The organism is Bradyrhizobium sp. SZCCHNS1050, assembly GCF_032484785.1.
Taxonomy (GTDB): Bacteria; Pseudomonadota; Alphaproteobacteria; order Rhizobiales; family Xanthobacteraceae; genus Bradyrhizobium.
In genome coordinates, this window is the sequence record NZ_JAUETR010000002.1 from 1538406 (window position 1) to 1565225 (window position 26820).

Annotated in this window: 26 protein-coding genes; 13 read left to right on the top strand and 13 right to left on the bottom strand. The window is 66.0% G+C overall.

The features are described from left to right. The first annotated feature begins 13 nt into the window (after positions 1 to 13). From livM to QX094_RS31515, 4 genes are all read left to right on the top strand, one after another. On the top strand, positions 14 to 1342 hold the full coding sequence (livM, locus tag QX094_RS31500; protein ID WP_316175537.1) for a high-affinity branched-chain amino acid ABC transporter permease LivM: 1329 nt from the start codon (positions 14 to 16) through the stop codon (positions 1340 to 1342). Then, positions 1339 to 2172, top strand: a complete 834-nt coding sequence (locus QX094_RS31505) for an ABC transporter ATP-binding protein (protein ID WP_315714774.1) — start codon at positions 1339 to 1341, stop codon at positions 2170 to 2172. The genes livM and QX094_RS31505 overlap by 4 nt, the downstream gene beginning before the upstream one ends. Beyond that, positions 2169 to 2900 carry an ABC transporter ATP-binding protein gene (locus QX094_RS31510; protein ID WP_315749359.1) on the top strand — a complete coding sequence of 244 codons (732 nt, stop codon included), beginning with the start codon at positions 2169 to 2171 and terminating at the stop codon, positions 2898 to 2900. The genes QX094_RS31505 and QX094_RS31510 overlap by 4 nt, the downstream gene beginning before the upstream one ends. Before the next feature lie 156 nt (positions 2901 to 3056). Next, positions 3057 to 4175, top strand: a complete 1119-nt coding sequence (locus QX094_RS31515) for a branched-chain amino acid ABC transporter substrate-binding protein (RefSeq protein WP_315737407.1) — start codon at positions 3057 to 3059, stop codon at positions 4173 to 4175. Between the two features lie 138 nt (positions 4176 to 4313). Here the strand turns inward: QX094_RS31515 and QX094_RS31520 are convergent, their stop codons facing one another. Further along, complete coding sequence (locus tag QX094_RS31520) at positions 4314 to 4715, bottom strand: response regulator (protein ID WP_315714777.1); 402 nt, start codon at positions 4713 to 4715, stop codon at positions 4314 to 4316. Positions 4716 to 4952: 237 nt separating this feature from the next. Between QX094_RS31520 and QX094_RS31525 the strand changes: the two genes are divergently transcribed. Both QX094_RS31525 and QX094_RS31530 read left to right on the top strand, forming a co-directional pair. Further along, positions 4953 to 7727, top strand: coding sequence for a PAS domain S-box protein (locus QX094_RS31525; protein ID WP_315714778.1), 2775 nt, complete (start codon positions 4953 to 4955; stop codon positions 7725 to 7727). Between the two features lie 199 nt (positions 7728 to 7926). Next, the gene (locus tag QX094_RS31530; protein ID WP_315714779.1) at positions 7927 to 8925 is read left to right on the top strand and encodes a P1 family peptidase; all 999 of its coding nucleotides are present in this window, start codon (positions 7927 to 7929) and stop codon (positions 8923 to 8925) included. 2 nt (positions 8926 to 8927) lie between these two features. Here the strand turns inward: QX094_RS31530 and QX094_RS31535 are convergent, their stop codons facing one another. Continuing rightward, positions 8928 to 9692, bottom strand: coding sequence for an EF-hand domain-containing protein (locus QX094_RS31535; protein ID WP_315714780.1), 765 nt, complete (start codon positions 9690 to 9692; stop codon positions 8928 to 8930). Positions 9693 to 9918: 226 nt separating this feature from the next. On the opposite strand from QX094_RS31535, the gene rpe reads away from it, so the two are divergent. From rpe to QX094_RS31555, 4 genes are read left to right on the top strand one after another with little or no spacing between them, the layout of a single operon-like run. Further along, positions 9919 to 10620 carry a ribulose-phosphate 3-epimerase gene (gene rpe, locus QX094_RS31540; RefSeq protein ID WP_315714981.1) on the top strand — a complete coding sequence of 234 codons (702 nt, stop codon included), beginning with the start codon at positions 9919 to 9921 and terminating at the stop codon, positions 10618 to 10620. Positions 10621 to 10635: 15 nt separating this feature from the next. Next, positions 10636 to 11121: an ureidoglycolate lyase gene (locus tag QX094_RS31545; RefSeq protein WP_315714781.1), complete on the top strand. Its 486-nt coding sequence runs from the start codon at positions 10636 to 10638 to the stop codon at positions 11119 to 11121. A gap of 47 nt (positions 11122 to 11168) precedes the next feature. After that, positions 11169 to 11999, top strand: coding sequence for a bifunctional allantoicase/(S)-ureidoglycine aminohydrolase (locus tag QX094_RS31550; RefSeq protein WP_315714982.1), 831 nt, complete (start codon positions 11169 to 11171; stop codon positions 11997 to 11999). A gap of 42 nt (positions 12000 to 12041) precedes the next feature. Then, complete coding sequence (locus QX094_RS31555) at positions 12042 to 12557, top strand: hypothetical protein (protein WP_315714782.1); 516 nt, start codon at positions 12042 to 12044, stop codon at positions 12555 to 12557. Positions 12558 to 12690: 133 nt separating this feature from the next. Here the strand turns inward: QX094_RS31555 and QX094_RS31560 are convergent, their stop codons facing one another. From QX094_RS31560 to QX094_RS31590, 7 genes are all read right to left on the bottom strand, one after another. Beyond that, positions 12691 to 14022: a dicarboxylate/amino acid:cation symporter gene (locus QX094_RS31560; protein WP_315714783.1), complete on the bottom strand. Its 1332-nt coding sequence runs from the start codon at positions 14020 to 14022 to the stop codon at positions 12691 to 12693. 164 nt (positions 14023 to 14186) lie between these two features. Next, positions 14187 to 15644, bottom strand: a complete 1458-nt coding sequence (locus QX094_RS31565; protein ID WP_315714784.1) for a bifunctional serine/threonine-protein kinase/universal stress protein — start codon at positions 15642 to 15644, stop codon at positions 14187 to 14189. Between the two features lie 3 nt (positions 15645 to 15647). After that, a complete protein-coding gene (locus QX094_RS31570; protein ID WP_315714785.1) occupies positions 15648 to 16388 on the bottom strand; it encodes a metallophosphoesterase family protein in 741 nt (246 codons plus the stop codon). Positions 16389 to 16476: 88 nt separating this feature from the next. Continuing rightward, the gene (locus QX094_RS31575) at positions 16477 to 16635 is read right to left on the bottom strand and encodes a hypothetical protein (protein WP_315714786.1); all 159 of its coding nucleotides are present in this window, start codon (positions 16633 to 16635) and stop codon (positions 16477 to 16479) included. 44 nt (positions 16636 to 16679) lie between these two features. Then, positions 16680 to 17288 (bottom strand): hypothetical protein, encoded by a 609-nt coding sequence (locus QX094_RS31580; RefSeq protein ID WP_315714787.1) that lies wholly within the window; start codon positions 17286 to 17288, stop codon positions 16680 to 16682. Further along, entirely contained in the window at positions 17285 to 17956 is a 672-nt protein-coding gene (locus tag QX094_RS31585; protein ID WP_315714788.1) for a hypothetical protein, read from the bottom strand. Before QX094_RS31585 ends, QX094_RS31580 begins: the two co-directional genes overlap by 4 nt. Continuing rightward, positions 17953 to 18732 carry a MotA/TolQ/ExbB proton channel family protein gene (locus tag QX094_RS31590; RefSeq protein WP_315714789.1) on the bottom strand — a complete coding sequence of 260 codons (780 nt, stop codon included), beginning with the start codon at positions 18730 to 18732 and terminating at the stop codon, positions 17953 to 17955. Before QX094_RS31590 ends, QX094_RS31585 begins: the two co-directional genes overlap by 4 nt. Positions 18733 to 18926: 194 nt before the next feature. On the opposite strand from QX094_RS31590, the gene QX094_RS31595 reads away from it, so the two are divergent. Then, positions 18927 to 20285 (top strand): histidine kinase, encoded by a 1359-nt coding sequence (locus QX094_RS31595; RefSeq protein ID WP_315714790.1) that lies wholly within the window; start codon positions 18927 to 18929, stop codon positions 20283 to 20285. 10 nt (positions 20286 to 20295) lie between these two features. Beyond that, entirely contained in the window at positions 20296 to 20943 is a 648-nt protein-coding gene (locus tag QX094_RS31600; protein ID WP_315714791.1) for a response regulator transcription factor, read from the top strand. Between the two features lie 17 nt (positions 20944 to 20960). Here QX094_RS31600 and QX094_RS31605 read toward each other — a convergent pair whose 3' ends face one another. After that, positions 20961 to 21548 carry a TetR family transcriptional regulator gene (locus tag QX094_RS31605; RefSeq protein ID WP_315714792.1) on the bottom strand — a complete coding sequence of 196 codons (588 nt, stop codon included), beginning with the start codon at positions 21546 to 21548 and terminating at the stop codon, positions 20961 to 20963. After that, a complete protein-coding gene (locus tag QX094_RS31610) occupies positions 21545 to 21718 on the bottom strand; it encodes a hypothetical protein (protein WP_315714793.1) in 174 nt (57 codons plus the stop codon). The genes QX094_RS31605 and QX094_RS31610 overlap by 4 nt, the downstream gene beginning before the upstream one ends. Before the next feature lie 281 nt (positions 21719 to 21999). Between QX094_RS31610 and purB the strand changes: the two genes are divergently transcribed. Beyond that, the gene (gene purB, locus QX094_RS31615) at positions 22000 to 23307 is read left to right on the top strand and encodes an adenylosuccinate lyase (RefSeq protein WP_315714794.1); all 1308 of its coding nucleotides are present in this window, start codon (positions 22000 to 22002) and stop codon (positions 23305 to 23307) included. Positions 23308 to 23320: 13 nt separating this feature from the next. Here the strand turns inward: purB and QX094_RS31620 are convergent, their stop codons facing one another. Beyond that, complete coding sequence (locus QX094_RS31620; RefSeq protein WP_315714795.1) at positions 23321 to 24085, bottom strand: hypothetical protein; 765 nt, start codon at positions 24083 to 24085, stop codon at positions 23321 to 23323. Positions 24086 to 24214: 129 nt separating this feature from the next. Next, entirely contained in the window at positions 24215 to 26653 is a 2439-nt protein-coding gene (locus QX094_RS31625; protein ID WP_315714796.1) for a DUF2235 domain-containing protein, read from the bottom strand. Positions 26654 to 26820 lie beyond the last annotated feature (167 nt).

A 26820-nucleotide genomic window follows, 5' to 3' on the forward strand; every position in this document is an offset into this window, starting at 1 on the left:
AGATGGAGTCCGCGTGAGCGCGTCCCTTCCCGCCTCGTCGAAAGGCTCCGAACCGGTCGGAGCCGCCTTCATCCTCAAGAAGGCCTTTCTCAGCGCACTGGTCGCTCTCGGTCTGTTCTCCCTGATGGTCGGCGTCCGCACCGAAGCGGGTCAGAGCGGCCAGCTCGTATACTGGACCCGCTTCGGCGACCTCGCCAGCCTGGTTGTGGCGGTGTTCGTCGGCTCGATCGCGGTCGAGCTGCTGCGGCTGTGGTTCGGACCGCGCGGCGGCCTCGGCAGCTTCGTGCCGCCGTCCGTGCGGAGCGGCATGTCGGTAGCCGGCCGCTATCTCGCGCCGGCGCTGCTGATCTTCACCTTGCTGGTACCGGTGATCTTCTACAATCAGCGTTACATTCTCGACCTCGGCATTTTGGTCCTTACCTACGTCATGCTGGGTTGGGGCCTCAACGTCGTGGTCGGTCTCGCCGGCCTGCTCGACCTCGGCTACGTCGCGTTCTACGCCGTCGGCGCCTATTCCTACGGCCTGCTCTCGACCACCTTCGGCCTGTCGTTCTGGGTCTGCCTGCCGCTCGCCGGCATTCTCGCCGCCTTCTGGGGCGTGCTGCTCGGCTTTCCGGTGCTGCGGCTGCGCGGTGACTACCTCGCCATCGTGACCCTGGCCTTTGGCGAGATCATCCGCCTCGTCCTCATCAACTGGCAGGACGTGACCGGCGGTCCCAACGGCGTCTCCGGGATTCCGCGACCGACGTTGTTCGGCATTCCGCTCGCACCGGGCGAAGGCGGCCTTGCATCGATGCTCGGCATCCCGTTCTCGCCGACGCATCGCATCGTTTTTCTGTTCTATCTGATCCTGGCGCTGGCACTCCTGACCAACTGGGTCACCATCCGGCTGCGCCGGCTGCCGATCGGCCGGGCCTGGGAAGCGCTGCGCGAGGACGAGGTCGCCTGCCGCGCGCTCGGCATCAACATCACCACCACCAAGCTGACCGCATTTGCGACCGGCGCGATGTTCGGCGGTTTCGCCGGCGCCTTCTTCGCCACGCGCCAGGGCTTCATCAGCCCGGAATCCTTCACCTTCCAGGAATCGGCGCTGGTGCTCGCCATCGTCGTGCTCGGCGGCATGGGGTCGCAGCTCGGCGTCGCGCTGGCGGCGCTCGCCATGATCGGCGGCTTCGAGCTGTTCAGAAGCCTCGAGGGCTACCGCATGCTGGTGTTCGGTCTCGCCATGGTGCTGGTGATGATCTGGCGGCCGCGCGGCATTGTCGGCCATCGCGCGCCGACCGTATTCCTGGAAAAATCCAAGAGCATCTCTTCGGACCTCGTCAAGGAAGGCCACGGATGAGCTCCGCTCCCATTCTCGCACTCGAAAACCTCACCATGCGCTTCGGCGGCATCGTCGCCGTCAATGCGCTGTCGTTCACCGCGCAACGCACGCAGATCACGGCCCTGATCGGCCCCAACGGCGCCGGCAAGACCACCGTGTTCAACTGCATCACCGGCTTCTACAAGCCGACCTCCGGCGTCATCCGCCTGACCCATGATGACGGCGCGCAGTTCGAGATGCAGAAGCTGAAGGACTTCAACATCTCCAAGCAGGCCAAGGTGGCGCGGACGTTCCAGAACATCCGGCTGTTTCCGGGCATGACGGCGCTCGAGAACCTGATGGTCGCGCAGCACAACGCGCTGATGCGCGCGTCCGGCATGACGGTGCTCGGGCTGCTCGGCGTGCCCTCGTGGCGCGCGGCCGAGCGGAACGCGATCGATGCGGCCGTGTTCTGGCTGAAGCGCGTCGGGCTGATCGACCGCGCCGACGACGCGGCCGGCAATCTCGCCTATGGCGACCAGCGTCGGCTGGAGATCGCGCGCGCGATGTGCACCTCGCCGGCCCTGCTCTGCCTCGACGAACCGGCCGCCGGCCTCAACGCGCGCGAGAGTGCGGCCCTCAGCGAGTTGCTGCTGTCGATCCGGGCCGATCACGCCACGTCGATCCTGCTGATCGAGCACGACATGAGCGTCGTGATGGAAATCTCCGACCGCGTCGTCGTGATGGACTACGGCGTCAAGATTGCCGAGGGCACGCCGCGCGAGATCCGCGACGATCCGAAGGTCATCGCCGCCTATCTCGGCACCGACGAGGAAGAGGCCGCAGCCGTGATGGAGGCCGAGGCGTGAGTGCGTCCCTGCTCGCGATCCGCAATCTGCGCGCGTCCTACGGCAAAATCGAAGCGCTGAAGGGCGTCGATCTCGACATCAAGCCGGGCGAGATCGTCGCGCTGATCGGCGCCAACGGCGCCGGCAAGTCGACGCTGATGATGTCGATCTTCGGCCGCCCGCGCGCAAGCTCCGGCAACATCGTCTACGACGGCAACGACATCACACAGGTGCCGACGCATCAGATCGCGCGGCTGCGCATCGCGCAGTCGCCGGAGGGACGCCGCATCTTTCCGCGCATGAGCGTGGCGGAAAACCTGCAGATGGGCGCCGACGCCGGCGAGACGACCGACGCGGAGCGGGCCAGCACGCTGGAGCGCGTCTTCGCCCTGTTCCCGCGCCTGAAGGAGCGCGTCGACCAGCGCGGCGGCACGCTATCCGGTGGCGAGCAGCAGATGCTGGCGATCGGACGCGCGCTGATGAGCCGGCCGCGCCTGCTGCTTCTGGATGAGCCCTCGCTCGGCTTGGCGCCGCTGATCGCCCGCCAGATTTTCGACGCCATTCGGACACTCAACCGCCAGGACGGTCTGACCGTGCTGATCGTCGAGCAGAACGCCAATCACGCGCTGAAGCTCGCCCATCGCGGCTATGTGCTGGTCAACGGCCTGATTACGCTGTCGGGCACCGGCACCGAGCTGCTGCAGCGACCGGAGATCCGCGCTGCCTATCTGGAGGGCGGCCGCCACTGAGGCGGGCCCTCAAAACGCGGTCAGAATGGCCTTAGTCCTTCGTAGGTGTGGTCAAAAATTGCCGGTGACTTCGCCGGAAAATCAGCCACAATGCGCGCGGTCTGCGGCCCGCCGTTCGGGCCGTTCCGTGTCGACCTACCCCCGCGAGGATTTCTCATGAAACCACTCAAACTCATCGGCTTGGCTCTGGGCGCATCGCTGGCGCTCTCGACTGCTGCCTTCGCCGAAGACATCAACATCGCCGTGGCCGGCCCGATGACCGGCAGTGAATCGGCCTTCGGCCGCCAGATGCAGAACGGCGCCGAGATGGCGGTCGCCGACCTCAATGCCGCCGGTGGCGTGCTCGGCAAGAAGCTCGCACTGCAGGTGGGTGACGATGCCTGCGATCCGAAGCAGGCGCGTTCGGTTGCCGAAAAGCTCGCCGGCTCCGGCATTCCGTTCGTCGCCGGCCATTTCTGCTCGTCGTCGTCGATCCCGGCCTCCGAGGCCTATGCCGACAGCAACGTGCTGCAGATCACGCCGGCCTCGACCAACCCGCTGTTCACCGAGCGCAAGCTGTGGAACGTGGCGCGCGTCTGCGGCCGTGACGACCAGCAGGGTCTCGTCGCCGCCAACTACATCGCGAAGAACTTCAAGGGCAAGAACATCGCGATCCTCAACGACAAGACCACCTACGGCAAGGGTCTCGCCGACGAGACCAAGAAGGCGCTGAACAAGGCCGGCGTCACCGAGAAGATGTTCGAGTCCTACAACAAGGGCGACAAGGACTTCAACGCCATCGTCTCCCGCTTGAAGCGTGACAACATCGATCTCGTCTATGTCGGCGGCTATCATCAGGAAGCCGGCCTCATCCTGCGCCAGATGCGCGACCAGGGTCTCAAGACCATCCTGATGGCGGGCGACGCGATGAACGACAAGGAGTTCGCTTCGATCACCGGTCCGGCCGCGGAAGGCACGCTGTTCACCTTCGGCCCCGAGCCGCGCAACAAGCCGACCGCGAAGGCGATCGTGGACAAGTTCAAGGCCAAGAACATCGATCCCGAGGGCTATACGCTCTACACCTACGCCGCGATCCAGGTCTGGTCGCAGGCCGTCAAGAAGGCCAACACCACCGACGCCAAGAAGGTAATGGACACCATCAAGGCCGGCGAGTGGGACACGGTGCTGGGCAAGCTCGGCTTCGACGCCAAGGGCGACATCAAGCAGATCGACTACGTCGTCTACAAGTGGGACGCCAAGGGCGGCTACGCCGAGCTCGGCGGCAAGGGATCCTGATAGGAACTTTGACCGTCTCGATCATCATCAGCAAAATGCAAACGCCCCGGTCCTGGACCGGGGCGTTCTGCTGAGAGCTTGTTTCGTCGCTGAGCCCCCGACCGTGGGGAACCACGTCGTACGGAGCAACAGACCGGCTCAGCCGGCACAGGCCGAAAGCGATGGGGTCCCCTTGGCCGCCACCGCCGCACGGGCCGTTTCGACGGCACGCATCAGCTCGGCCGGGCGGAACGGTTTCTGCAGGTAAACGACACGGGTCAGCTCGTCCGACATCGACGCGCCATCGAAGGCAGTCATGCCGGAGACGGCGACCACCGGAACGTCGGGAACCAGCGCGCGCATACTGCTGACCAGATCGAGCCCGTTGGAATCATCGAGATAGATGTCGACGATGACGGCATCGAATGCCTGGTCGCGGAACAACTGCAGTCCGGACGCAGCGGTTCCCGCTTCGACCACGTCGAACTGATTGACGCGCAGCACCATACAGATCATGGCGCGCACATCCTTCTGATCGTCGACCACCAGAATCCGTGGCATCAACTTCTCCAGAATTTTTCCGTTGGACAGCCTACAACGTAGAAAGAAATCGGACACAACTATGAGTATATTTATCTCATTTGCGGTAAAGGTGCGGTTACTCCAACTATTGACTCATTCTACAGAACGATCCGATCTGGTACCATACAACCTTCATTAGAACAGTGATTTTCTTCGCGCACCAGCTGTAAAGCTTCCCCTCTTGCACGTCGGCTCTGTTGCGCAGGACCCTTGGAGATGCAGAGCATCAAGGATCATCGCGAAGTCCTCCTGTCGACGTCCACCGCGACGCGCCGAGACCAAATCGCAGCACTCGCCGCGGTTGCGATCTCGACCTTGCTGTTTGCCGCCGCCGCTCCCTTTGCCAAGGTGCAGTTGCCGCCGGTGCCTGCGTTCGTCGCGAGCTACCAGTCGGCGCTGGCGCTGAACGATCTCATCACCGCGTTCCTGCTGTTCTCCCAGTTCGTGCTGCTTCGCTCGCGACCGTTGCTGTGGTTGGCCTCCGGTTACCTGTTTACCGCGCCAGCCTCGCTGCTGCACACGCTGGTGTTCCCAGGCCTGTATTCTCAGACCGGCCTGCTCGATGCAGGGCCGCAGACCGCAGCCTGGATCTACATGATCTGGCACGGCGCGTTCCCCTTGTTCGTTCTGGTCTATGCGCTGCACGACCGTCTCCGTCCGGCGCCCGTTGGGTCGGTTGCGCTGTCTCTCTCGGTCGCCGTGCTCGGCGTGGCGATTGCACTTGCGGCACTCACCTGGGCGGTGATCGCCCATGATACGGCGCTGCCTGCGCTCGTCCGCGATGACGCTGCCACTCCGGCTTTGAAGATCGTGGTCGGCGCCATCTGGTGCGTAACATCGGCTGCCCTGCTCGTCCTGGCGTTGCGCAGGCCGCACAGCATTCTCGACCTCTGGGTCATGGTGGCGCTGTGCGCCTGGCTGTTCGATCTCTCGATCTCCTCGCTGCTCAACGCCGCCCGGTTCGACCTCGGCTACTATGCGGGCCGCATCTATGGCTTGCTGGCAGCGAGCTTCGTCCTCGGCGTCCTGCTCGCCGACAATGTCAGGCTGCAGACGAGGCTCATGCGGCTGCTGCAGCAGCAGCGCCGGCAGAGCGAAAGCGAGCGGGCCCGTTTCATCGCGCGGGAGCGGCTGTTCAGCGCTGTGGTGGAATCCTCCAACGACGCCATCATCACGCTGACGCTGCAGGGCAAGATCACGTCCTGGAATCGCGCCGCCGAACACCTGTTCGGATACGGCGCAGACGAGGCGCTTGGCAACGACATCGGCCTGATCGTGCCCGCCGAACGGCGCAGCGAAGTCGATCGCATCCTGAGCCGGATCGGCGACGGCGAGAAGATCGAGCATCACGAGACGATCCGCCGCCACAAGGACGGCCGCGAGATCGAAGTATCGCTCGGCGTGTCGCCGATCCTCGACGCGCATGGTGTGATCATCGGCGCCTCGAAGGTGGCGCACGACATCACCGAGAGCAAGCGCACCCGAACCGCCCTGACCCGTGAGACCGAGGAGCGCCGCCGCATCTTCGAGACCTCGCAGGACCTGATCCTGGTTGCCAACTCCTACGGACAATTGATGCAGGTCAGCCCGAGCGCGCTGGACGTGCTCGGCTACCGGCCGGAGGAGATGGTCGGCCGCAATGCCAGCGACTTCGTCTATCCGCCCGAGCTCGAGGCGGTCCGTAGCCAGATGCGCGCCTGCCGCCGCGGCCGCGACGTCCGTAATTTCGAAGCGCAGCTCATGCACAAGGAAGGCCGCGGCGTCGTCCTGAACTGGATGGCGAGCTGGTCGGAGCCGGTGCAGCGCCACTTCTTCGTCGGCCGCGACCTCACCGAGAAGCGCGCGGCCGAGGCGCAGTTCCGCCAGGCGCAGAAGATGGAGGCGGTCGGTCAGCTCACCGGCGGCGTCGCCCACGACTTCAACAACATCCTCACCGTCATCACCGGCAGCATCGGCATTCTTGCCGACGCCGTGTCCGACCGGCCGGAGCTCGCCTCCGTCGCCAAGCTGATCGACGACTCCGCCGACCGCGGCGCGCAGCTCACGCGGCAGTTGCTGGCCTTCGCCCGCAAGCAGCCGCTGCAGCCGACGGATCTCGACGTCAACGCCCTGTTGAACGAGACCGCAGCCTTGCTGCAGCCGACGCTCGGCGCGCAGATCGAGATCGAGCGTATCCTTGACGCCGATCCCTGCACTGCGCTCGCCGATCCGAACCAGCTCGCCACCGCGGTCATCAATCTCGCGCTCAATGCGCGTGATGCGATGCCGCAGGGCGGCAAGCTCACGCTGGAGACAGCGAACGTCACGCTCGACCGGGACTATGCCGACGTCCATAGCGAGGTCATCGTCGGTGACTACGTGATGATCGCCGTGAGCGACACCGGCTGTGGCATTCCGCCGGCCTATCTCGAGAAGGTGTTCGATCCGTTCTTCTCGACCAAGGGCTCCGGCAAGGGCACGGGGCTCGGCCTCAGCATGGTGTTCGGTTTCGTCAAGCAGTCCGGCGGCCACATCAAGATCTACAGCGAGGTCGGCCACGGCACCTCGATCAAGCTGTATCTGCCGCGCTCGGCGTCCGCTCCGGCGGCCAGCGCGGGCTTGCAGGCGCCAGACGCGCGCGGCGGCAATGAGACGATCCTGATCGTGGAGGACGATCCGCTGGTACGCCAGCACGTGATCGCCCAGGTCGGCAGCCTCGGCTACACCACCCTGGCTGCAGCCAATGCCGCCGAGGCGCTCGACGTGCTCGATCGCCATCCGGAGATCGACCTGCTGTTCACCGACGTCATCATGCCCGGCGCCATGAACGGCCGCCAGCTCGCCGACGCCGCGCGGGTGCGGCGGCCGGCGCTGCGGACGCTGTTCACCTCGGGCTACACCGAGAACGCGATCGTGCACCACGGCCGCCTCGACGCCGGCGTGCTGCTGCTGCCCAAGCCTTACCGGAAGCCAGAGCTGGCCCGCATGATCCGTATCGCGCTGGAGCGCTGAAGCACGCGCCCGGATCGGCGTAAGCGACATCCGGGCCCACCGGCGCGGCACTTGAGACCCGGATGTCGCCTGCCCCTTCGCGCCCGCTGGACGCAAGCGGGGCGCTCATACCAGCGCCGAGGCGCGTGCCCTCCTGCATTGAGGCCTCGCGCCGGCCGCGCTATCCATCCGGCATCATCATCTGCAGCGAGGGACGATCGTGCAGAACCTCCTCACCGACATCCCCGGCGTACGCGTAGGCCATGCCCATGACGCCGCGCTCGCTTCCGGCGTGACCGCGATCCTGTTCGATCAGCCGGCGGTCGCCGCGATCGACATCCGTGGCGGCGGACCCGGGGTGCGCGAGGATGCGCTGCTCGATCCTGCGAATACGGTGGAACGGGTCGACGGCATTGCCCTGTCGGGAGGCTCGGCGTTCGGGCTCGAGGCCGCGAGCGGCATTCAGGCCTGGCTGGCGGAACAGGGGCGCGGCTTTGCCGTGCGCGACGCGCTGATCCCGATCGTCCCCGGCGCGATCGTGTTCGACCTCTTGAACGGCGGCAACAAGGCCTGGGGCCGCTACGCGCCGTATCGCGAGCTCGGCTACGCGGCGGCGGCGGCGGCCAGCACGACCTTCGCGCTCGGCAGCGTCGGTGCCGGGCTCGGCGCCACCACGGCCAACCTGCAGGGCGGGCTCGGCTCGGCGTCGGCGACGACGACAGGCGGCATCAAGGTTGCGGCCATTGTTGTGGTGAATGCGGTCGGCAGCGTCACTGTCGGCGACGGTCCCTGGTTCTGGGCGGCACCGTACGAGATCGACGGCGAGTTCGGCGGCCGCGGCCTGCCGGCCGCCTTCACGCCGGACATGCTGGCGATGCGCATCAAGGGCGGCCCGGCAGCATCGGCCTCCGAGAACACGACGATCAGCCTCGTCGTGACCGATGCCATCCTGACTAAGGCGCAGGCCAAGCGGCTCGCGATGATGGCGCAGACCGGCATGGCGCGCGCGATCTATCCGGTGCATCTGCCGCTCGACGGCGACATCGTGTTCGCGGCCGCGGCCTGCACCAGGCCGATCGAGCCGCTGGTCGAGCTGAGTGAGCTCGGCATGGTCGCGGCCAACGTCCTGGCGCGCGCGATCGCCCGCGGCGTCTATCACGCGAGCCCGCTGCCGTTCGCCGGCGCGCTGCCGTCCTGGCAAGGCCGCTTCGGCAGTTGAGCTTACGCGCTGACCGCGGTCGTTGAAGACGTCGAGGCCGACAGCATGTTGGACTGCCGCTGGATCAGCTTCTCGATCATGTTGTAGGACGAGGTCGCAGCGTTGGACGCGGTTGTGGCTGCCGGCGTCGTCAGCGTCACCTTGGAGCCGTCGGCATAGGTGATGGTGGTCGTGGTCGAGCCGTCGCTGTTGGTGGACGAGGAGCTCGACGCGCCCGACAGCGCCTGCATCAGCGCATCTGCGCCCGCGCTGGATGAGGTGCCCGAGCCGCCGCTCCCGCCCGCCACCTGGTGATGATGGTGGCCACGTCGCCCCTTGGCGCCCTGCAGCGCCGAGGACAGCTCGTCGAGGCTGACATTGCCGTCGCCGTTCGTATCCAGCTTGCCGAACACCTTGTCGGCATTGGCGACGTTGGTGCCGCCGGCGCCGAGCGCGCTCTCGAACTCCGATTTGCTGATCTGACCATCGCCATCGCCGTCGATCTGCGAGAACAGGTCCTGCAGCGGATTGGTCGATGAGCTTGCGCTCGACGACGCGCCCGACTGGCTCTGCGCTGCGAGCAGCGCGCTCATGGTCTCCGGCGCGATCTGCCCCGAGCTGCTGCTGCCGCCCGCGCTCGACCACGGGCTGAAATTGCCGGAGCCGCTCGCCCCCTTGGTGTCGAGGCTGAACGGACCGCCGCCCGACTTGCCGGAGCCCGACTTGGTCGAGCCGAGCGACTGCAGGCTGTCCAGGACCGACGAGGCAGCCCCCAGTGCAAACCACATGGCGAAACTCCCGCAAGGCCGCCCACGCGGCGGCAGAACATCTTCCCACCGCCGTCGCAATCCCCATGCCAGCGCCAAACCGCTGATATGTCCGGATATTTCGCGATGTTACGGTGGCCTGAACCCGGCAGATCGTGCCGTGCCCGGCAGATTTTTCCCGCTCGCGTTGCCGCAGCCGGCCCTGCATGATACGGCGACATCCCCGATCGTCCTGGAACAGCCGCCCATGACCCAGTCCTTCACGCCGCGTCCGCTCGTCATCGCGCCATCGATCCTGGCGTCGGATTTCTCCAAGCTCGGCGAAGAGGTGCGCGCCGTCGATGCCGCCGGGGCCGACTGGATCCATCTCGACGTCATGGACGGGCATTTCGTCCCGAACATTTCCTATGGCCCGGATGTCATCAAGGCGCTGCGCCCACACACCACCAAGATCTTCGACGCGCATCTGATGATCACGCCGTGCGATCCCTATCTCGAGGCCTTCGCCAAGGCCGGCTGCGACCACATCACGGTCCACGCCGAGGCCGGCCCGCATCTGCATCGCTCGCTGCAGGCAATCCGCGCGCTCGGCAAGAAGGCCGGCGTCTCGCTCAACCCGTCGACCCCGCTCAACGTCATCGAATATGTGCTCGACCTCGTCGACCTCGTGCTGATCATGTCGGTCAATCCCGGCTTCGGCGGCCAGGCCTTCATCCCCTCGGCGATTGGCAAGATCCAGGATCTGCGCGCGATGACCGCGGGCCGGCCGATCGATATCGAGGTCGATGGCGGCGTCGGCCGCGACAATGCCGGCGCACTCGCCGCCGCTGGCGCCAACGCCTTCGTCGCAGGCTCCGCCGTCTTCAAGGGCGGCACGATGGAAGCCTATCGCAGCAACATCGCCGCGATCCGCAGCGCCGCCGCGTTGGCGCGCGGCGAAGCGATCTGAGGCACGCGAGACGGGATGCACACGCTCACGCCGCAGCCGCTGACGAAAGCGGCCTTCGCTGCTTTCGGCGACGTCGTCGAGACCGATGGCGCCCAGCCCATCGACATCAACCAGGGCTTCGCCCGCCGCTGCAACGGCCTCGCTGCTGTCGACGTGACATCGGGCGGCGCGGCCGTGAACATCAGCCTGTTCGAGGCCAAGCCGCGGCCGTTGCCGATCGAGATCAAGCTGATGGAGCGGCACCCGCTCGGCAGCCAGCTGTTCATGCCGTTGCAGGACCGGCCGTGGCTGGTGCTGGTCTGCGCCGATCCGCGCGATCCCGCGAGCTACCACGCCTTCACGGCAACCGGCCGCCAGGGCGTCAACTACGCGCGCAACGTCTGGCATCATCCGCTCTTGGTGTTCGACGAGGCCTCGCGCTTCATGGTGGTCGACCGCATCAGCCCCGACAATCTCGAGGAGCTGTGGCTCGACGAGCCGCTCTACCTTGCCATTCCCTGATGACCGATGGCGCGCCGGTTGATCATCCGCGCCGTGGAGAGACGATGATGGACAAGCCGAACTACTTCGTGCCGCATGGCGGCCACCCGCCGCAGACCGACCTGCTGACCGGCCGCGCCGTGTTCACCGAGGCGTATGCCGTCATCCCGAAGGGCGTGATGCGCGACATCGTCACCTCGGCGCTGCCGTTCTGGGACAAGACGCGAACCTGGGTGATCGCGCGTCCCCTCTCCGGCTTCTCGGAAACGTTCTCGCAATACATCGTCGAGGTCTCGCCCGGCGGCGGCAGCGCCCAGCCCGAGCCGGATCCGGAGGCCGAGGGCGTGCTGTTCGTGGTGTCAGGCGAGATCATGCTCACCATCGCCGGCAAAGAGCATCGCCTGGGCCATGGCGGCTACGCCTTCCTGCCGCCGTCCTGCAAGTGGACGATGCGCAACGACAGCCAGGCGCCCGCGACCTTCCACTGGATCCGCAAGGCCTATGAGGCCGTTCCCGGCATCGCCGTGCCCGAGGCCTTCGTCACCAACGAGGCGACGATCGCCCCTGCCGCGATGCCGGAGACGCAGGGCCGCTGGGCCACCACGCGCTTCGTCGATCCGCTCGACGTTCGCCACGACATGCACGTCAACATCGTCACCTTCGAGCCCGGCGCCGTGATCCCGTTCCTGGAGACGCATGTGATGGAGCACGGGCTCTATGTGCTCGAGGGAAAGGCGGTCTACAAGCTCAACCGCGACTGGGTCGAGGTCGAGGCCGGCGACTTCATGTGGCTGCGCGCCTTCTGCCCGCAGGCCTGCTACGCCGGTGGCCCCGGCCGCTTCCGCTACCTGCTCTACAAGGACGCCAACCGGCACATGAAGCTGCGGCCGTTCAGGTGAAGGCCAGCAGCATCCGCTGAATGAGTCCTGGATACACGGCTGATGTCGACCGTTCCCGAACGCCTGGAGAGCTTGATCGAAGGGGAATTGGCTGAGCTGTCCGACAAGCGTGTGCTCTCGCATATCCGCGGCATGCTCGTCGCACCTCACATGGTGCTGCGCGATTGGGACTATGGCCAACCGGGGGAGCAATATCCCTGCTGGTTCGTGCTTCGCGATGCACAATCCGGTGCCGAGATCGCCTATTGTGAGCACGGCTTCGGACCGGGCTGCCCCTGGGGCCTGGTGAGTTCTGCGCACGAACCGGAGTTCCGCCATATGGGCATGGACTCCGGCTGGTTCACCTCGTTTCTGGATGCATTTTTCGATTCTTTCGCCTGCGTGGCGCTTCTAATCTGGAAGGTGATCAACATCGATGCTGACGGAACCCGGACCTGTCTGACCGCCGAAGGCGCGTGGGAGAGCACATGGCAGCGGGTCTACGAATTGCGCAATCATGATCCGAGCGGCCGCTATGAATGCGGCCACGACATCGGCTATCGCAAGACTGCCACCTGATGCGCTCGTCGAATCTTCGGCCGCAACCGCCGACGAAGAGCTTCTCCTCATCGGCCTCGAACACCGGCTCGATCGCGCGATCGACCAATCCACGCCGTACTCGCTCCCTCATTCTCCCCCTAGTGATCCTCCCTCACGCCCCCTGATACTCCACCTCTTCCGCCGTGCCGCGGTCGAGCACGGCCTTCGCCTTGGCATGGTCGAGGTCGTCCTCCCAGGCGGCGACGACGACGGTGGCGACGCAGTTGCCGATCAGGTTGCCGACGGCGCGCGCGATGCCGACGAACCAGTCGACGGACAGCACCAGCACCAGACCGATGGCGGGGATAGCCGGCACGGCGCCGAGCGTTGCGGCCAGGATGACGATGGCCGAGCCGGGCACGCCATGGGCGCCCTTGGACGTGACCAGCGACACGCCGAGCACCAGCAGCAGGTCGCTGACCGACAGCGGCGTGTTGGTGGCCTGGGCGATGAAGACGACGGCGAGCGTCAGGTAGATCGAGAACGCATCGAGGTTGAAGGAATAGCCGGTCGGGATGACCAGGCCGACGACCTCCTGCTTGACGCCCATCGCCTCGAGCTTGCGCATGATCTGCGGCAGCACGGAGTCGGACGACGCCGTCGCCAGCACGATCAGCAGCTCCTCCTTCAAATAGCGCAGGAACTTGAACAGGCTGAGGCCGGCCATGCGCATCACGAGGCCAAGCGCGGTCACGACGAACAGCGCCACCGAGACGTAGAACAGCACGACCAGCGCCAAGAGCTGCTTGAGCGAGCCGACGCCATATTTGCCGACGGTGAAGCCGATGGCGCCGAGCACGCCGAGCGGCGCGACGCGCACGATCAGCCCCATCGCCTTGAACAGCACCTTGGCGACGGACTCGATCAGGTCGACCACGGGCTTGCCGGGCTCGCCGACCAGCGCCAGGCTGACGCCGAAGATCACCGCGAAGAACAGCACCTGCAGCACGTCGTTGCGGGCAAAGGCGTCGAACGCCGTCGGCGGAATGATGTTGAGGATGAAGCCGCCGAAGCCGCCGCCCTGCAGCTTGTGGGCGTTGTCGGCGAAGCTCGCGAGCTGCTTGGCGTCGAGCTTGGAGACGTCGATGTTCATGCCGTGGCCGGGGCTGAAGACCAGCGCCAGCACGAGGCCGAAGGCCAGCGCGATCGTGGTCATGCCCTCGAAATAGACCAGCGACTTGACGCCGACGCGGCCGACCTTCCTGAGATCGCCGGCGCTCGCAATGCCGTGCACGACGACGCAGAACACGATCGGCGCGACCACCATGGCGATCAGACGCAGGAAAGCGTCGCTGAAGAATTTGAGCCCCTGGGCGGTCTCGGGCGCGAAGACGCCGATCAGGATGCCGAGCACGAGCGCAGCCACGACCTGAAAGAAGAGCGAGCCGAACAGGCCTCGCTTCGGCGCGGCTGTCCCCGCCATGCTCACATCCGTTGCCGCCATTGATCGTCCCCCCTCAGAAAAAAACCGACACGTTCCGCACGCGCCGGATCACTTTGGAGGGGGAACTTTCGAAACGCAACCGCAGCCGCGCCTCACTTTTCAGCCTGTGCATGCCGTTCTGACTGTCGTGCTTGGAGGCGCCGTGGATCTTCATCGCATGTCCATCATTCCCCCGACACGACCCTTGCCGGCGCATCATCATCGTCGCCCTCGGCTTCCCGTGCCGCGAGCCGTGTCCGCACCACGGTCACCGTACACCCCGCCTCCGCGGCGACCTTCGCCGAGACGCTGCCGAGCAGCGAGCGCAGCACGGAATCGCGGCGGGCGCCGATGATGATGTGGTCGACCTGGTTGGCCTCGGCGAATTCGATGATGGAGGCCGCCGGATCGACCGCCTCCAGCACGTGCACCGTCAGCCGGCTCGTGTCGAGCTTGAGCGGCGTCGCCCAGTGCTTCAGCGCGACCATGCGGTCGATGTGCTTGTTGTTGCCCTCCTCGTCCAGGGTGCGGTCGATGGTGAGACGCCCGAGCTTCAGCACGTTGACGCAGGCGAGCCGAGCCGCGGGCAAAGTGGCGAGGATGCGCTGCGCGGTCAGCCGCAGCGCGCCGTTGAGCTCCTCGCCGCCTTCCACGGTGTCGATCGCGACCGCCACGATCGGGCTGGAGGCGATCTGCACCGCGACGTCGGATGTTTTCTGTTCCGGCTGCACCAGGCCGCGGTTGAAGCGGCGGCGCCACACGGCCGTGATCGGGTCGCGCTTGACCTTCTCCGCACGCGCCGTCAGCTTGACCTGGTCGGGATGGCCGAGATCGAAGGCGAGCTGCGCCGCGGTCGGATAGCGCCACACCGGCTCGATCTCCAGGCAGCGCAGCACGATCTCCTGCAGCCACGGCGGATAGTCCGGCTTCAGCTGTCGCGGTGGATAGGGATCGCGCCACAGCCGCCGGCGCATGCCGCGCAGGGTCTCGGTCTCGCCGAACGGCCGCACGCCGGTGGTGAAGAAGTAGAGCAGCACGCCGAGCGAAAAGATGTCGCTGCGCGGATCGCTACGCGTGCCCATCATGCGCTCCGGCGCCATGTAGGGCGCGGTGCCGTAAGGCAGGCGGAACTCCTCCTGCAAGAGATCCGGCAAGTGCTTGTGGCAGGACAGGCCGTAGTCGATCAGCACCGCCTCCCCCGTCGGCCGGAACATGATGCTGGAGGGCTTGATGTCGTGATGGATGACGTGCTGCCGGTGAATATCGGCGAGCGCGGTCGCGATCTTCGCGACCAGCACCCGCGCCTCCTCGTAAGCCAGCGGCAGCTCGGGCAGCCGCTTGTACAGCGTATCGCCTGGAATCTGCTCGATCACCACATAGGCCTGGGTGGCGAAATCGCCGGTGCCGAAACAGGCCGGCACGTGCGGTCCCGACAGTTTTGGCAGAATCATCTGCTCCATCTCGAAGCTGACGATCGCCGCAGGATCCTCGCCCTCGGAGACGCGCGGCACCTTCATCAGGATGGGCCGGTCGATGTCCGGATGGGTGACGCTCCACAACGTCGCCATGCCGCCGGAATGCACGCATTCACCCACCGTGAAGCCGTCGATCACGACGCCCGGCTTGAGCCTTGATTTCGTCATGCTCTAGCGCCCCATCGAGAGCCGCTGCGCCAGCCAGGGCGGCAGGCCGTTGTCGCGAATGCGCTGCGCCGCCGCCTCGACGTCATAGGGCACGCGGCAATAGGTCAGCTCGCGGGTCCTGGTGTCGAAGGTCACGAACGACGCGGCCGGATCACCGTCGCGCGGCTGGCCGACCGAGCCGACCACGGCCAGCCATTGCCGGCCGCGCAACAGCTGAATGGGCATGTTGGCGGTCGGGGTGAAGCTCGTCATCTTCGCGGTGGCGGACATCGAGTACAGCGCCGGACGGTGGATGTGGCCGCAGAACGTCACCTGCGCCTCGGTCGCGATCATGCTGCGCGCGGCGTCGGCCGACGACTGCACATAGCGCCAGCGCGGCGGGCTGGACGCCTCCGCATGCACGAACAACCGGTCGTCGTCACCGATACTCATCGGCAGCTCGGCGAGAAAGCGGCGCTGCTCGGCGCTGAGCCGCCCGCGCGTCCACTCCATCGCCGCCTGCGCCTCGGCATTCATGCTCTCGCTCGCCGTCGAAACGGCATTGTCGTGATTGCCGCGCACCGCCAGCCCGCCCTCGGCGACGATCTCCATGACGGTGTCGACCGACCATTCCGGATCGGCGCCATAGCCGACGATGTCGCCGAGACAGATGAGACGATCCGCGCCACGCGCACGCGCCGCCTCCAGGCAGGCCGCGAAGGCCTGCCGATTGGCATGGATATCGGTGAAAATCGCCAGCAGCAACCCGTGTCCTCCGGTTCTCAAGGCTAGCGGCCGTGGCCACACGAGACTTGAGGAACATCAAACAAGATAGGCGGAGAGATGCGGAATGTCAGCGTTGCAGGTCCCCTGCGATGCGCCGGTGCGGCTTTCTTCCCTGGGTAAAGCCGAAGCCCAGGAACTTGCGGTGGTTCGGTCTGGCGACCGCGCTCTTGACCTTGTTGACCTTGAGCTCGAGGCGCCGTGCCAGGAACGTCCCGATGCTCGCCATCACCCGCGCGCGAGCTTCGCGCGGGAGGATACGGCCGCAGCCGCCTACTGCTCGTCCTTCGGCGGCATGCGCGGCGGCAGCAGTGGCGTGAACGAGACGCCGTCGCCGGCGTTCTTGGCGGCCTTGAACTCGCCGGTGGAGGGATCACCGCCGGCGGTCTCGATGATCGTCTTCGGCAGAATGTATTCGCGCGCGGCATCGATGACCCCGCCATCACCGGTGCCGAAATCGGCGGCGCGGCCGCCCTGCGGATGGCCCGCCGCGATCTGGTCGGCGGCGTGCTGCGCCTTGTCGGCAAGTGTGTCGCTGTAGGGAATACGATAGGCGCGCGGCACGCCGCTCGGACGGTTGTCGTCGTCCAGCGCCTCGACCCACAGATAGACCGCGCCGGGATCGCCCTCGACGGAGTGCGGATCGACGATCCGCACCTGCAGCACCTTGAAGCTCCTCGGCAGCCGGTCGACGCTGGCCCAGCCGAGCAGGCCGCGGGCGCCGGCGAAGCTGCCGACATAGAACGCACTGGTGATGACCACGGCGACCGCCTTGGCCTGCCAAGGCAGCCTTGCATAGACCAGCACCAGCAAGAGCAGCGCGCCGATCAGCGCGTAGCACGCGGACAGCGTGACGATGACGGTCTGCAGACTGCTCATCATCGCCTGATCACCCTGACGCCGGTCTTGGGATCGAGATCGGCGCCGTTGCGCCAATTGCTGCGGAACGTCTCCAAAAGCGATTTCGGTCGGCGCTGCACATCGATCACCTTGCCCTCGGCATTGAGCTTGAAGCGCAGCGCCGTCTTCTCGTCGCCGGAATGGTCGAGCACGACCTTGTCGTCGAAGATCACCTGCGCGGTCGGGTTGAGCTTCTGCACCTTCACGGTGGCCTCGACCGGCGCGCCGCTGACGTTCTGGAAATGCGAGATGTTGACGGTGTATTCGCCGGCGACGATGCCTCTGATGGTCACGATCTCCTCGCGGATCGGCGACGGGATCTTCAGACCGTTGACCAGGATGAAATCGTTGGCGCCGCCGCGGTCGTCGCGATCGAGGGTGAGGAAGCCGGCCTCGCGATGCCGGTACCAGGCGATGTTGCCGACAGGGTCCTGCACGAACAGGTCGAGATCGTCGGGATGGTTATCCGGCCAGTCCATCGTGATCAGGAACTCGGCCTTCGAGTCGACCTTGCCGTCCTTGGCGTCCGGCGAGATCGCGAGCACCGCGATGAAGAAGAAGAACGCGACGATCTGCAGCGCCTTGAATAGCATGACGCTGAACGGGTCGAACTGCTCCTCGCGCGGATAGAGCCCGAAATCGTCCATCATGCGCCCTGCTCCGGCGCGCGATCCATCGCGCGCTCGAGCCGCGGCGTCACCCGCGTCTCGGTGAGCATGACAGCGTCCGAAAACACGCGCCCGGTCGCCGCGTCCAGCATGTAGTACTGGATGCGCACCAGGATCGAGCCGACGAGGCCGGCGAGCGTCGTGTACATCGCCACCGCCATGCCGTCACTCATCAGCCCCATCGAGGATTTCATCGCCAGCTTGTCGTTGACGTCGAGGCCGGCAATCGGCGCCAGCATGATGATGAAGCCGATGATGGTGCCGAGCAGGCCGAGCTTCATCAGCGTGTCCGATGCGAAGCCGCCGAAGCCGTTGGAGCCGCGCAGGCGGTCGGCGAGCGTCCGCAGCAGCAGCGTCTGGTCGAGCCGCCCTGCCCCTTGCGTCCGCGCCTTGGTGACGAGGCTGCGGATGTGGTTGGTGACCAGCCCTTTGGGAAGCAACTGCGCATCAGGTTCGAGCGCGCGCGCCGCATCGGGCCCGATCAGCACGGCGCGGCAGCGCCGCGCCGCATCCGCCTCGCGCGCGATCGCTCTGGTGCGCCAGAAGCAATGGCAGCACGTGGCGACGTAGAGCACGGCGATGACGCTGGAGATGTAGGTGCGGTCGGAGGCGACCATCAGGTGGAAATAGCCGTAGCGGGCGAGCACCACGGCGGCGAATATCGTGAGGCCGGTGAAGATCATCCAGAGCAGCAGCGGCCCGCGCTCGGCTGCGTCGCGCGCAGGTTCCACTCGTTCGGCACTGCTGACCACGCTCATGCATGAACTCCCGATGCGCGCCGTTTCGTTCGGCGCTTCGCAGACGAGTTAAGCAGAGCAGCGGAACAGCGTCCAAAGACATCTGCCTCGAGGCTCTCGGGAAAATTTCCCAACCTGCCGCTTGCTGCAGTGCATTTGCTTGGCGGAGCACCAGCCCATTGTTACGCTGCGGCAAAAGCCGTGGAGAGGATCGCATGCGTCTCGTGCTCCAGCTCATTGCGCGCCTTGCGCTGATCGTGCTGCTGTGTCTGGCCGCCGCGGCCGTATGGGTCACCGTCGACGCCTATCGCAGCGTCGACCGCGCCACCGCGGCATCGGCCGACCGGGTCTCGCAGGCGCTGGAGGCGCTGTACTGGCGCGAGCTGCTGCTGCGCGGCAACCGATCGCGCGAGCGGCTGCTGCCGCTGCCCGACTGGCGCACGACCGAGACCATGAAGCTGATCGCGCCCGGCATCTGCGTACAGTTCAAGCCGGAGGCGGCGTTCGAGAAGCCGCTGTGCGGCCAGAGCAAGGGCCTCGGCGCCGCGCCGCCGCGCTGGTTCTCAAGCGCCGTGGAAGCCATCCTCGGCGATCACGCGGCGGTCGCGCAGCCGATCAGCGCGCGCGCCACCACGGCGGGAACCGTCTCGGCGATCGCCGATCCCGATGCGGCGATCCAGCTCGCCTGGCTGCGCATCCAGGACAGCTTTGGCGTGGCGCTGGCGATGGCGGTCGCGATCGGCGTACTGGCCTCGCTGGCGATCGCCCATGCGCTGGCGCCGGCGCGCAGCATCGTCTCGGCGCTGCAGCGGATGGCCGAGGGCGACCACCGCCCCTCACTGCCGCGCTTCCGCTCGATGGAGCTCGCGATGATCGGCCGCGCCGTCGGCGAGCTCGGCGACCGGCTGGCGCAGGCCAACGAGCAGCGCGCCGCGCTGACCGAGCGCCTGCTCGACATCCGCGACGAGGAGCGGCGGGCGCTCGCCCGCGAGCTGCACGACGAGTTCGGGCAGAACCTCACTGCGATCCTCGCTTTTGCCTCGACGATCGAGAGCGCCGGCAACGGCCGCAACGATCAGATCGCCCAGGACGCACGCATGATCACGCGATCCGTCAGCCATCTGATGGCGTGCCTGCGCGGCACCTTGAGCCGACTGCGCCGTCCGCTCACCGAGGAGCTCGGCCTCGCCGCAGGCCTGATCGCGCTGACCGAGAACTATCAGCACGCCGCGCGACCGGCGATCCGGCTCGACCTCCACGGTGATCTCGCCGACATCCAGGGCCCGGTCGCGGTCACCGCCTACCGGATGGCGCAGGAGTGCCTGACCAACGCCCTGCGCCACACCAGTGCGAGCGAGGTGTCGTTGCGGGTCGAGCGGCGCTCCGGGCCCGACAGTGCGCTGCTGATTTCAGTCGAGGACGACGGCGGCGGCGATGCGACACTGCTGGCGCAATCGAGCGGCTTCGGCCTGACCGGAATCCGCGAGCGCATCGCCGCGGTCGGCGGCTCGCTGTCGATCGGACCGGCCGCGCGCGGGCTCAGCGTCTCCGCGACAATTCCACTGGCCGCCTGAGACAACCGGGATGCCCGAGCGCACAGGCATTTCGATCCTGCTGGTCGACGACCACCCGGTGGTCCGGCAAGGCTATCGCCGCGTGCTGGAGAGCCAGGACGGGTTTCGAGTCATCGCCGAGGCCGACAGCGCCGCGGCGGCCTATGCCGCGTTCAAGGCGCATGCGCCCGACGTGGTCGTGCTCGACATCTCGATGAAGGGCGCCAGCGGGCTGGAGGCGATCCGCAACATCCGCGCTCGCGACAATCGCGCCTGCATCCTCGTGTTCTCGATGCATGGCGAGGCGCCGTTGGTGAAGGCGGCGTTCGCCGCCGGCGCGAGCGGCTTCGTCACCAAGAGCAGCGAGCCGTCGGCGCTGGTCCGTGCCATCCGCATGGTGATCAGCGGGGAGCGCGCGCTCAGCGACGACGTCGCCCATGTGCTGGCCGCCGACAGTCTCGATCCGCAGCAGACCGTGCTCGACCGGCTCGGCGAGCGTGAGATCGAAATCCTGCGCCAGTTCGCGTCGGGCCTGACCACCGAGCAGATCGCCACGAACCTGCACCTCAGCGTCAAGACGGTGCAGAACTATCATTATCTGGTGAAGGCCAAGACGGGACTGCAGACGGATGCGCAGCTGGTGCGGCTGGCGGTGACCAGCGGGCTGACGGATTTGTAGCCCGGATGAACGCGCGCCTAGCGCGCCTGAAGTCCACGGAGCAGCAGGGTCAGCACGGCATCGACGCGGGCCGAGCAGGTGCATTCGCCCCATTCGTCAGCGTGGGCGGGATGATGGAAGCTTCGGGTCGCGTCGAAGATCGCCGCGGCCGCGGTCTTGGGATCAGCGACATCGAACGTCCCCTGCGCGACCCCCTCAGCGATCATGCCCTCGACCTGGGCGATCAGGTTCTGCTTGTGCGCCTTGACCACCGAGCACGCCTCGCGCGCCAGGGTGAGATAGGTCGCGAACATCTCCGGATCTTCACAGACCCGTTTCTGCTTGGCGCCGAACAGCTCGCGCAGCCAGCGCTCCAGCTTCGCCGGCGCCGGTCCCGGCTCGGCCGCGATCTGCGCCAGCGGCGCGCTGACCCGCTCGAGCCAGCGCTTGGCAACCGCCTCGCGCAGCGACGCCTTGCTCGGAAAGTGACGGTAGACGGAGCCGTGGCTGACATCGAGCGCTCTCGCGACGTCGACGACCGTCGCTTTGGCGAGCCCATAACGGCGCAACACGTCCTCGGTAACTTCGAGGATGCGCTCGGATGTCAGAACCACGGCCTCATTCATGCGTGCACCATATCGGCGTCGGACGTATTCGCCTTGATCTGGATCGTCTCAGCCTGGTCGGCGGACGATGGCGCGCGAAACCTGGTGGCCTGGGCCTCCAGGTGACGCGCGACCTGGAGATTCAGCCAGTCCTGAAATTGTGAGTGCAACAATCGCTTTTCAATCTTCATCGAAGCGGTCCTTCGCAGTTGAAACCGCTGAACCCAAGGTCAGACAGTGGAAGTTGGTCTTAAGCAAGATGGCAGGGTCGACATACACCATCGCGCTGACAGATTTCAATATCTGTCAGCGCGATTTTTTGAAAATGGTATTATGATCCGGAAACGGCATGCCGAGCGGCCGGAAAGACCGCCGTTTGTGTCGATCCGGCCACTCTGGTAAAGCGCGGCGTAAAATGCCGGCGCGGACGCTTGGTCCCGCCCACCTTCCCTCCCGCCTCGGAGCGCCGTCGATGATCCCCCGCTATTCCCGTCCCGAAATGGCCTCGATCTGGGAGCCGCAGACCCGGTTCAAGATCTGGTTCGAGATCGAGGCGCATGCGGCGGACGCGCTGGCGGAGCTCGGCGTGATCCCCAAGGAGGCCGCCAAGACGATCTGGGCCAAGGCCAAGGACGCCACCTTCGACGTCGCCCGCATCGATGAGATCGAGCGCGAGACCAAGCACGACGTCATCGCCTTCCTGACCCATCTCGCCGAGATCGTCGGTCCCGAGGCGCGCTTCGTGCACCAGGGCATGACGTCATCGGACGTGCTCGACACCTGCCTCAACGTCCAGCTCACCCGCTCCGCCGACCTGCTGCTCGCCGATCTCGACCGCGTGCTTGCGGCGCTGAAGACACGCGCCTTCGAGCACAAGATGACGCCGACCATCGGCCGCTCGCACGGCATCCACGCCGAGCCGGTGACGTTCGGCCTCAAGCTCGCTTATGCCTATGCCGAATTCTCCCGCGCGCGCGCGCGCCTGGTCGCCGCGCGGAAGGAAGTCGCGACCTGCGCGATTTCCGGCGCCGTCGGCACCTTCGCCCAGATCGATCCGCGCGTGGAAGAGCACGTCGCCAAGGCGATGGGCCTGTCGCCCGAGCCGATCTCGACCCAGGTGATTCCGCGCGACCGCCACGCGATGTTCTTTGCGACCCTCGGCGTGATCGCCTCCTCGGTCGAACGCTTTGCGACCGAAGTCCGCCACCTGCAGCGCACCGAGGTGCTGGAAGCCGAGGAGTTCTTCTCCGAGGGGCAGAAGGGCTCGTCGGCGATGCCGCACAAGCGCAACCCGGTGCTGTCGGAGAACCTCACCGGCCTCGCCCGCATGGTGCGTGCCTATGTGACGCCCGCGATGGAGAACGTCGTGCTCTGGCATGAGCGCGACATCTCGCACTCCTCGGTCGAGCGCATGATCGGCCCCGACGCCACCGTGACGCTCGACTTCGCGCTGGTTCGCCTCGCCGGCCTGGTCGAGAAGCTGCTGGTCTATCCCGCCAACATGGAAAAGAACCTCGACCGCCTCGGCGGCCTCGTGCACTCGCAGCGCGTGCTGATCGCGCTGACCCAGAAGGGGGCGAGCCGCGAGGACTCCTACAAGCTGGTCCAGCGCAACGCGATGCCGGTGTGGCGCGGCGAAGGCGACTTCCGCACTTTGCTCAAGGCCGACGCCGACGTGAAGAAGTACCTGAGCGACGCCGAGATCGACGAGCAGTTCGACCTCGGCTATCACCTCAAGCACGTCGACACGATCTTCCGGCGCGTGTTCGGGGAGAGCTGAGCGGGCGGACGCCTCAGTCCGCCTCCTCGCACTTGTCCTGCTTGACCTTGAACATCTTCCGGAACTGGGTCTCGAGCGCGCTCCGCATCGCCTCCATCTTCTTCTCGCCGGTGTTGCGGAGGTTGTAGTTGATAGCGCAATTGCTCCAGCCGAAATTGACCAGATAGATCCGCATGCGCTCCTGGCCGTCCGGCTTCTGCGCTTCGGCGGCGTAGCGAGCGACGCAGGCCTTCGGACTGGCGTTGTCGGCACAGCCCTTGTCGACGGTCTGGCGAAACATCTGCTGCAGGTCGGTCTTGCCCTCGATCGCGTCGACGAACTTTGCACAGGCGGCGGCAGGCTGGTAGTCGCGCAGCGCCGCGGGCGTCTTGAATCCGCGGGTCTGCGCCAGGTCGAAATCGCAACTGTCCTTCAGCTCCGCCACCCTGGCGCGGCGGTAGTCGTCGACACCGGGCAGCGCGATGAACTCCAGCCGCGCGGCAGCGTCGAGCGTGGCCTTGCAGGCGCGGTCGATCTTGTCGGCGTCGAGCGCCGCGACCGCCTTCGGGTCGAATGCCGGCAACGTGCCCGGCGAGTCGAAATCGGACGGGCCAAACAGCAGACGGACGGTGTTGCGCAGCCGCGTCTCGTCGTGCTTGGCGGGATCGTACCGGACCGTGAAACGGCAGCCGCTGTCCCAGGACATCGTCCGCTCGGCGGCATGGGCGCTGGCACCGGCGAGCGTGACGGCGGCGAGCGCCAAGCGTGCGGTCCATCCTGTCCAGCTTCGTCGGGTCATGGTACTCTTCGCAGTCGATCAATGCCTGTATCCTACCCAGCCCCGACGCCAACACCAGCCCGTGCCGCGCAGCATCTGAAGCGTGACGACGTCACGCTCGACAAGTGCCAGACCTGGCAGCGCTTGCAGCTACAGCTTCTTCAACGAGACGACCGCGTTGCCCTTGTTGTTGAAGTAGAATCGATACAACAGCAGCCAAGGAAGCATGATGGACGTGTCGTTGACGTAGACGAACACCTCCCCATCGCTGCGGGCCGTGAACCTGGCTGTCCAGCGGCTGCTGCCGGGCGTTTCCTGCTGGAAAGCCGGGAGATGCTCCTCCAGCCCGGTGCTGCCCACCCGCACGATCGGTGCGAACCAGTTCGACCAGATCAGCCGCTTGAAGGGTATCCCAGGCAATTGGGTCCAGGTGCCGTAACCGAAGCCGGCCGGAGTCGCAGGGATGCCGCCGTCGCTCCATGCCTCCCCGACGTCGAGCACGATCTGATAGGTCTCGCCCTGCGCCACGGTCAGCGCTGTCGGATAGCAATGGTGACGCGTCTCGAATACTGGCCGGATGCTTCCACCAGGGTATGCGCCGATCTCTGTCTCCTCGACCTCGATCGGCCTCAGCGTCTCCTTGCAGAACAGCCCGGCCGTATTGGCCGCGCCGAACCCCAGCCACCAGAACAGCCAGAACATGATGGCGAACGGGAAGATCCACGTTTTCAGCAGATAGAAACCGGCAACATACCAGCCCTGGCGTCGCAGCGAATAAACCGTCGCGCGCCAGCCGGTCACCGGCTTGTGCCGGGATGGATCGTTCCAGGCGATGCGTGCGGCGTCGCGGATCGTTCGCTGCAGTGAGGTGCCCCACGCCGTCAAGCCGAGCGCAGCGGCCACACCAACCACCAGCAAACCCGGCGAATCCCGAAACGCGACGAACCATGGGTCGAGAAATTTGGGCAAGAAGGCTGCCGCTCCGTTGACCAGCGGATTTACCAGCCCATGCAAGGGCTCATAAAGCACGCGCGGCCAATAGATGACGAAATATGGGATCGCCGCGACGAACAGCAGCGCGAACATGGTGGCGAAATAGACCACGCGGCGCAGCCAGACCCAATTCCAGACATCGTCCTGCACCCGCGTCCGCGCGTGCCCGTGATCGAGCGGATGCAGCGCATCGACCGGCGTATCGGTCTCATCCGTGACGCGGTAAGCGGCGGGTACGACCACCGGTGCATAGTGATCGGGACCCGACCCAATGCGTTCGAACACGGTGCGGTGGATCGTCGGCTTCACCGGCGGCAGAGGTGGCTGCGGCAGGCTCGGATGCAGATCGTCAGCAAGAAGCCCGGTCTGGGCCTTGAACGGCGAATGAAGCAGCCACTTGATGCGACTGACATCGTACCGGAGCGATAGCTTGTAGGGCGGCGCGTCATAGATCTCGCGCAGATTGCGCGGCTTGTAGCGGTAGTAGGCCGCAAGCCCCTTGCGCGAGTCGTTCAGCGTGTCGAGCGGATCGATCTCGGGATCGTAGAGGAGCCTGCGCCGCCCGTCGAGATAGACGAGACCATAGGCCTGGGCGCGGTCGAGCATCCAATCGAGCGTCACATAGGAAAGGCCATCCTGCGGATAGCCGCCGCCGATGTCGGAATGCACGCCGGTAAACCACACCTGGCTGATGCGCTCGCGGTCACGTGGCGGCAGATCGGTGCGCAGATGCGGCGGCGGCTCGGCCAGTTTCGCAGCCGCACTGCGCGGATCGTGGTCGATGCCGAACAGCCAGTCCTTCTTGTCACTGCGGCCTGAAACAGCCTCGTCCCGTCCCCACACATAGCGCTCATCCCAGATCACCGGGCGGAAGGCGTCACGCTCCTCCTCGATCGCGAGGGCGTGGCAAGCGCGATGGATCTTGGAATTCATGAACTGGTCCGGCATCGACAGCGGCCAGATCCAATAGTCAATGGCGCGCGTCATCTCCTCGATCGGCCCGCCGTAGGCGTCAACGGTGTCCCAAATGCCGACGAAATGCACGCTCTCGACCTCGACTGCTGGCGGAGCCTGCAGCGCCACGCCCTGCACTCTGCGCAGCGTTCTGATTCCCCAGTCGCGCACTCCGCGCAGGTCCAGGCCGATCTTGCCGAGATATCTGAGAATTCCGCTATTGTAGCGACGCCGATAGCGGCGATAGGCGTCTGCGGCGAACCGGGCGAGATCGGCTTCATTGTCGTCGTAGGCGACGAGCCCCTGCCCCGCGATCATTGCCGCCACGATACGGATGGTGAAGGCACCGCGGCTGAACCCGAAGCAGTAGATGCGGTCGCCCGGCTTGTAGTTGCGACAGCAGAAGCTGTAGATCGCAATCACATTCCGCTTCAGGCCGAAGCCGAAGATGCCGCCGAGGGCTGCGAACAGCTTGAAGGAGGACGTTCCGACGCCATCGTCATAAAAGGCGACTTGCCGGCGCGGATCGCGCAGGTCCAGCAGCTGGAACAGGCGCCAGACATTGGTCTTGAACACGGCCTTGGCGCTGTTGCCGGTCCCGTCCGACAACAGCACGATGTTCTTTGCAACAGGATTGGACACGAGGCCCCCCGACCAGAATGCCGGCAGGGAGATTGGTCCGCAATTGCAGGAAAATCAAGGCACAATCCCTGCGCGAGCCCGCAGGACCACCCGCTCAGTTCTCAGCACCGCCCGTCATCCGCAAGGCAACATCGTCGCTTGATCCAATGCAGTCATCGAACGGGGGA

Coding starts and splice junctions, on each gene's coding strand:
- QX094_RS31505 (WP_315714774.1), top strand. CDS start 1,339: ATGAGCTCCGCTCCCATTCTCGCACTCGAAAACCTCACCATGCGCTTC.
- QX094_RS31515 (WP_315737407.1), top strand. CDS start 3,057: ATGAAACCACTCAAACTCATCGGCTTGGCTCTGGGCGCATCGCTGGCG.
- QX094_RS31520 (WP_315714777.1), bottom strand. CDS start 4,715: ATGCCACGGATTCTGGTGGTCGACGATCAGAAGGATGTGCGCGCCATG.
- QX094_RS31525 (WP_315714778.1), top strand. CDS start 4,953: ATGCAGAGCATCAAGGATCATCGCGAAGTCCTCCTGTCGACGTCCACC.
- QX094_RS31535 (WP_315714780.1), bottom strand. CDS start 9,692: ATGTGGTTTGCACTGGGGGCTGCCTCGTCGGTCCTGGACAGCCTGCAG.
- rpe (WP_315714981.1), top strand. CDS start 9,919: ATGACCCAGTCCTTCACGCCGCGTCCGCTCGTCATCGCGCCATCGATC.
- QX094_RS31545 (WP_315714781.1), top strand. CDS start 10,636: ATGCACACGCTCACGCCGCAGCCGCTGACGAAAGCGGCCTTCGCTGCT.
- QX094_RS31550 (WP_315714982.1), top strand. CDS start 11,169: ATGGACAAGCCGAACTACTTCGTGCCGCATGGCGGCCACCCGCCGCAG.
- QX094_RS31555 (WP_315714782.1), top strand. CDS start 12,042: ATGTCGACCGTTCCCGAACGCCTGGAGAGCTTGATCGAAGGGGAATTG.
- QX094_RS31560 (WP_315714783.1), bottom strand. CDS start 14,022: ATGGCGGCAACGGATGTGAGCATGGCGGGGACAGCCGCGCCGAAGCGA.
- QX094_RS31565 (WP_315714784.1), bottom strand. CDS start 15,644: ATGACGAAATCAAGGCTCAAGCCGGGCGTCGTGATCGACGGCTTCACG.
- QX094_RS31575 (WP_315714786.1), bottom strand. CDS start 16,635: ATGGCGAGCATCGGGACGTTCCTGGCACGGCGCCTCGAGCTCAAGGTC.
- QX094_RS31580 (WP_315714787.1), bottom strand. CDS start 17,288: ATGATGAGCAGTCTGCAGACCGTCATCGTCACGCTGTCCGCGTGCTAC.
- QX094_RS31585 (WP_315714788.1), bottom strand. CDS start 17,956: ATGATGGACGATTTCGGGCTCTATCCGCGCGAGGAGCAGTTCGACCCG.
- QX094_RS31590 (WP_315714789.1), bottom strand. CDS start 18,732: ATGAGCGTGGTCAGCAGTGCCGAACGAGTGGAACCTGCGCGCGACGCA.
- QX094_RS31595 (WP_315714790.1), top strand. CDS start 18,927: ATGCGTCTCGTGCTCCAGCTCATTGCGCGCCTTGCGCTGATCGTGCTG.
- QX094_RS31600 (WP_315714791.1), top strand. CDS start 20,296: ATGCCCGAGCGCACAGGCATTTCGATCCTGCTGGTCGACGACCACCCG.
- QX094_RS31605 (WP_315714792.1), bottom strand. CDS start 21,548: ATGAATGAGGCCGTGGTTCTGACATCCGAGCGCATCCTCGAAGTTACC.
- QX094_RS31610 (WP_315714793.1), bottom strand. CDS start 21,718: ATGAAGATTGAAAAGCGATTGTTGCACTCACAATTTCAGGACTGGCTG.
- purB (WP_315714794.1), top strand. CDS start 22,000: ATGATCCCCCGCTATTCCCGTCCCGAAATGGCCTCGATCTGGGAGCCG.
- QX094_RS31620 (WP_315714795.1), bottom strand. CDS start 24,085: ATGACCCGACGAAGCTGGACAGGATGGACCGCACGCTTGGCGCTCGCC.